4 protein-coding genes are annotated in these 4,123 nt (G+C 67.3%); 2 read left to right on the top strand and 2 right to left on the bottom strand.

Translation table 11 applies throughout. The features are described from left to right. Together ACYP5B_RS53780 and ACYP5B_RS53775 are read right to left on the bottom strand one after the other, a co-directional pair. Nucleotides 1-246: AMP-binding protein (locus tag ACYP5B_RS53780; RefSeq protein ID WP_459575688.1), on the bottom strand; the 246-nt coding region annotated here is incomplete at its 3' end. A 62-nt stretch (nucleotides 247-308) separates the two neighbouring features. Further along, a complete protein-coding gene (locus tag ACYP5B_RS53775) occupies nucleotides 309-1,289 on the bottom strand; it encodes a tripartite tricarboxylate transporter substrate binding protein (RefSeq protein ID WP_459575686.1) in 981 nt (326 codons plus the stop codon). Between the two features lie 274 nt (nucleotides 1,290-1,563). On the opposite strand from ACYP5B_RS53775, the gene ACYP5B_RS53770 reads away from it, so the two are divergent. Together ACYP5B_RS53770 and ACYP5B_RS53765 are read left to right on the top strand one after the other, a co-directional pair. Then, entirely contained in the window at nucleotides 1,564-2,772 is a 1,209-nt protein-coding gene (locus tag ACYP5B_RS53770) for an acyl-CoA dehydrogenase family protein (protein ID WP_459575684.1), read from the top strand. 25 nt (nucleotides 2,773-2,797) lie between these two features. Further along, nucleotides 2,798-3,925 carry an acyl-CoA dehydrogenase family protein gene (locus ACYP5B_RS53765; protein WP_459575682.1) on the top strand — a complete coding sequence of 376 codons (1,128 nt, stop codon included), beginning with the start codon at nucleotides 2,798-2,800 and terminating at the stop codon, nucleotides 3,923-3,925. The last annotated feature ends 198 nt before the right edge of the window (nucleotides 3,926-4,123 follow it).

The raw sequence follows: 4,123 nt of genomic DNA, 5'->3' as shown, positions 1-4,123 counted from the left end.
GGCGTGCAGCGCGCTGCACGCAAACAGCATGATCACCATCTCGGCGCAGTTCTCGCCCACCACCATCACGCGGTCGCCCTGCCCTACGCCCTGCGCGGCCAGCCAGTCGCGGGTGGCGGTGATGCGCTGCCACAGCGTGCCGTAGCTGAGCACGCCGCTGACCTCATACAGGCAGGGCGCCTGGGGCGATTGCTCGGCCCAGTGCCGGGGGATGTCGTGGATGAACTCGGGGCGGAAAGTAGACATGATGCGAGCGGGTGATGAGGTTGGAACCGGACTGGCTGTTGCAACGGCTGGGAACGGCGAACTCACTGATCCAGATGGATGTTCGCTGCCTTGATCAGGCCGTCCCACTTCTGGTACTGGGAGCGCATATAGGTGCCGAACTGCGCCGGGGTCGAAGGAAAGGGCACCGTGCCCTGGCTAGCCAGCCGCGCCGCCAGATCCGGCTGCGCGAGCGAGGCAACGATCTCGGCGTTGAGGCGGTCGACGATGGCGGGCGGGGTATTGGCCGGCGCCACGACGCCGAACCAGGCGGTCAGCTCATAGCCGGGCACGCCGGCTGCCGCCAGCGTCGGCACGCCGGGCAACTGCTCGGACGGCTTGGCAGTGGTCACCCCCAGCGCCCGCACGCGGCCATCCCGCACATACGGCAAGGCGGTGGAGATGCTGTCGAACATCATGGTCAGGCGCCCGCCGATCAGGTCGGTCATGGCCGGCGCGCTGCCCTTGTACGGCACGTGGTCGATGCGCACGCCCGCCATGTGGGTGAAGAGCTCGCCGGCCAGGTGCGACGACGAGCCGTTGCCAAATGAGCCGTAGGTCAACTTGCCGGGCTCGCGCCGGGCGAGCGCCAGCAGCTCGGCCACGTTGCGGGCCTGGACGGAAGGATGGATCACCAGTACGTTGGGCAGATACGCCACCGAGGCCACCGGCGCGAAATCCTTGAGCGGGTCGTAGCCCGGCTTGTCATACAGGCTCTTGTTGACGGCCAGCGAGCCGAAGGTGCCGAACAGCAGGGTATAGCCATCGGCCGGCGCGCGCGCCACCGCCACGGCGGCGATGTTGCCGCCCGCGCCGGGTCGGTTCTCGATCACTACCGACTGGCCGAGCCGCACGGAAAGTGCATGGCTGACCTCACGCGCCAGCAGGTCGGTGGCGCCGCCCGGCGGGAAGGGCACCACCAGCCGGACGGGCTTGTCCGGATAGGCGGCGAATGCGCTCGCCGTGGCCGCCAGCCAGCCGCATAGAGCGAGCCATCGGGTGCAACGTGTGGTCCAGCGGGACATCGCCTGTCTCCTCGGCGTGAATTGTTTTTGTGCTGCGACGTAACTGCGCCAGTGTGAGGCAGGCGGCAAAGGCGTGCCATTTGGATTTGGCTAAGGCCGTGTTCCGCTTCGCATGTGCACCAGCGGGCGCTGGCTGCGGCCCGGCATCGGTTCGCAAGCGCAGAAGGACGGCTTTGCCATTGCGGAAGCAGCGAATGCCCTGCCACCCATAGAATCCCCGCAACGACTCAAAGAGGCGGCCGGCGGCTCGCCTTCCCAACCGAGGGACAAACAGATGGACCTGCGTTTCAGCGCGGCGGAACAAGCGTTCCGCGAAGAAGTTCGGAGTTTCGTGCAGGCCAGCCTGCCTGCGGATATCCGCGACAAGGTGCTGGCTCACCAGCGCGTGGAGAAGGATGACTACGTGCGCTGGCACCGTGTCCTGCACGCGCAGGGCTGGGGCGCGCCGACCTGGCCCAAGGAATGGGGCGGCACCGGCTGGAACGCGCTGCAGCGCCTGATCTTCGAGATCGAGGCGTTCCGCGCTGGCGCGCCGCGGCTGCTGCCGTTCGGCCTGACCATGATCGGCCCGGTGCTGATGAAGTACGCCAGCCAGGAGCATAAGGAACGCTTCCTGCCGCGCATTCCCACGGTGGAGGATTTCTGGTGCCAGGGCTACTCCGAGCCCGGCTCCGGCTCCGACCTGGCCTCGCTCAAGACGCGCGCCGTGCGCCAGGGCGACCGCTATATCGTCAATGGTCAGAAGACCTGGACGACCATGGCGCACTTCGCCGACTGGATCTTCTGCCTGGTGCGCACCGATACCGAGTCCAAGCCGCAGGAAGGCATCTCGATGCTGCTGATCGACATGAAGACACCGGGCGTGACGGTGCGCCCGATCGTCACGCTCGACGGCGGCCATGACGTCAACGAGGTGTGGTTCGAGGATGTGGAAGTCCCGGTGGGCAACCTGCTGGGCGAAGAGAACCGCGGCTGGACCTACGCCAAGTACCTGCTCGGCCACGAGCGCACCGGCATTGCGGGCATTGGCCACTGCAACCGCGAGCTGCGCCAGCTCAAGCACTACGCCGCGCAAGCCACCGACGGCGCCGGCCGCCCGCTGATCGACGACGTGCGCATGCGCGACAAGATCGCCCGCATCGAGATGGACATCATGGCGCTGGAAATGCTGTTGCTGCGCGTGGCCACGCAAGACGCCGGCCGCGGCCCCGGCCCGGAAGCCTCCATCGTCAAGATCCGTGGCTCCGAGATCCAGCAAGACCTGGCCATGCTGCAGATGGAAGTGGCTGGCCCCAATGCCTGGCCGTATTCCCCGCGCTGGCTCGAAGCCGGCGAAGCACCGCCTGCCGACGCGCCGCTGCACGCCCCGGCCTGGGCCGCGCCCGCCGCGTCCACGTACTTCGACATTCGCAAGACATCGATCTACGGCGGCACCACCGAAGTACAGAAGAACATCATCTCCAAGATGATCCTCGGTTTCTGAGAGCACAGACGGAACAAGCACAGCCATGGACTTCAACTACAGCGAAGAACAGCAGATGCTGGCGGACAGCCTGCGCCGCTTCATCGATACCGAATACACCTTCGACAAACGCCGCAAGAGCGCGCGCGGCGGCGGCAGCTTCAACCGCGCCACCTGGGCGCAGCTAGCCGAAATGGGCGTGCTCGGCCTGACCGTGCCCGCCGAATTCGGCGGCTTCGGCGAAAGCGCCGCCAGCCAGCTCGTGGTGCAGCGCGAACTGGGCCGCGGCCTGGTGCTGGAACCTGTCACACCCACGGCGGTGATGGCCACCGCCGTGCTGAGCGCCTACGGCAGCGCCGCCCAGAAAGACGAATGGCTGCCCGCCATCGCCGCCGGCGAGCGCGTGGTCACCCTCGCCTACCTGGAACCCACCACCCGCTACCGCCCCGAGACCGCACGCGCCAGCGCCGAGCGCAAGGGCGAGGGCTATGTCCTCAATGGCAACAAGAGCCTGGCCTGGCACGGCGAGGCCGCCGACGCCTTCCTGCTTACCGCGCGCATCGCCGGCAGCAATGAACTCGCCCTGTTCCTGGTGCCAAAGAGCGCCGCCGGGCTCACGGTGCGCGGCTATCCCACCATGGACAGCCTGCGCGCCGCCGACCTCACCCTGCAGAATGTCGCGGTGGACGCCAGCGCCATGGTTGGCGACGCTGCCGACGGCCTGCCCGCCCTGCTCCACGGCATCGACCACGGCATCGCCGCGCTATGCGCCGAAGCCGCCGGCGCCATGGAAAAACTGATCGAGATCACCGCCGAATACCTGCGCACGCGACAGCAGTTCGGCAAGCCGCTAGCCGTATTCCAGGCGCTGCAGCACCGCATGGCCGACATGCTGGTACAGAAGGAACTGGCGCTTTCGATGGCCTACGTGGCAGCGCAAGCCCTGGACGAAACCGACCCCGCGCAACGCCGCCGCATGCTCAGCGCAGCCAAGGTCACGGTCGCCAAGGCCGGCCGCCTGGTCGGCCAGCAAGCCGTGCAGCTGCACGGCGGGATGGGCATGACGGATGAACTGGAGGTTGGGGACTACTTCAAGCGGCTCACGATGATCGACCCGTTGCTGGGCGACAGCGATTTCCACGTGCAACGGTATGGCGAGGTGATGACGGCGTAAAGCCCGGGCCGGGCCTATGAGCGCGGCGCTATTTAGCGAGCGCCCGCCCTCTCCCCCGGCCCCTCTCCCACAAGTGGGAGAGGGGAGCCAACCAGCGGCAAAATCAACCAACTGTGGTAGCCGTGTTTCCCGCCCGAAGGGGCGGGAAACACCCACGCGCGATGCGAAGCGAGCCGTGGAGGTGTGCCAAGGCCGTAT

This window comes from Cupriavidus sp. 8B (assembly GCF_054589115.1).
The sequence above is the reverse complement of the archived record's forward strand: the minus strand, read 5'-3'. Positions and strand labels throughout refer to the sequence as shown.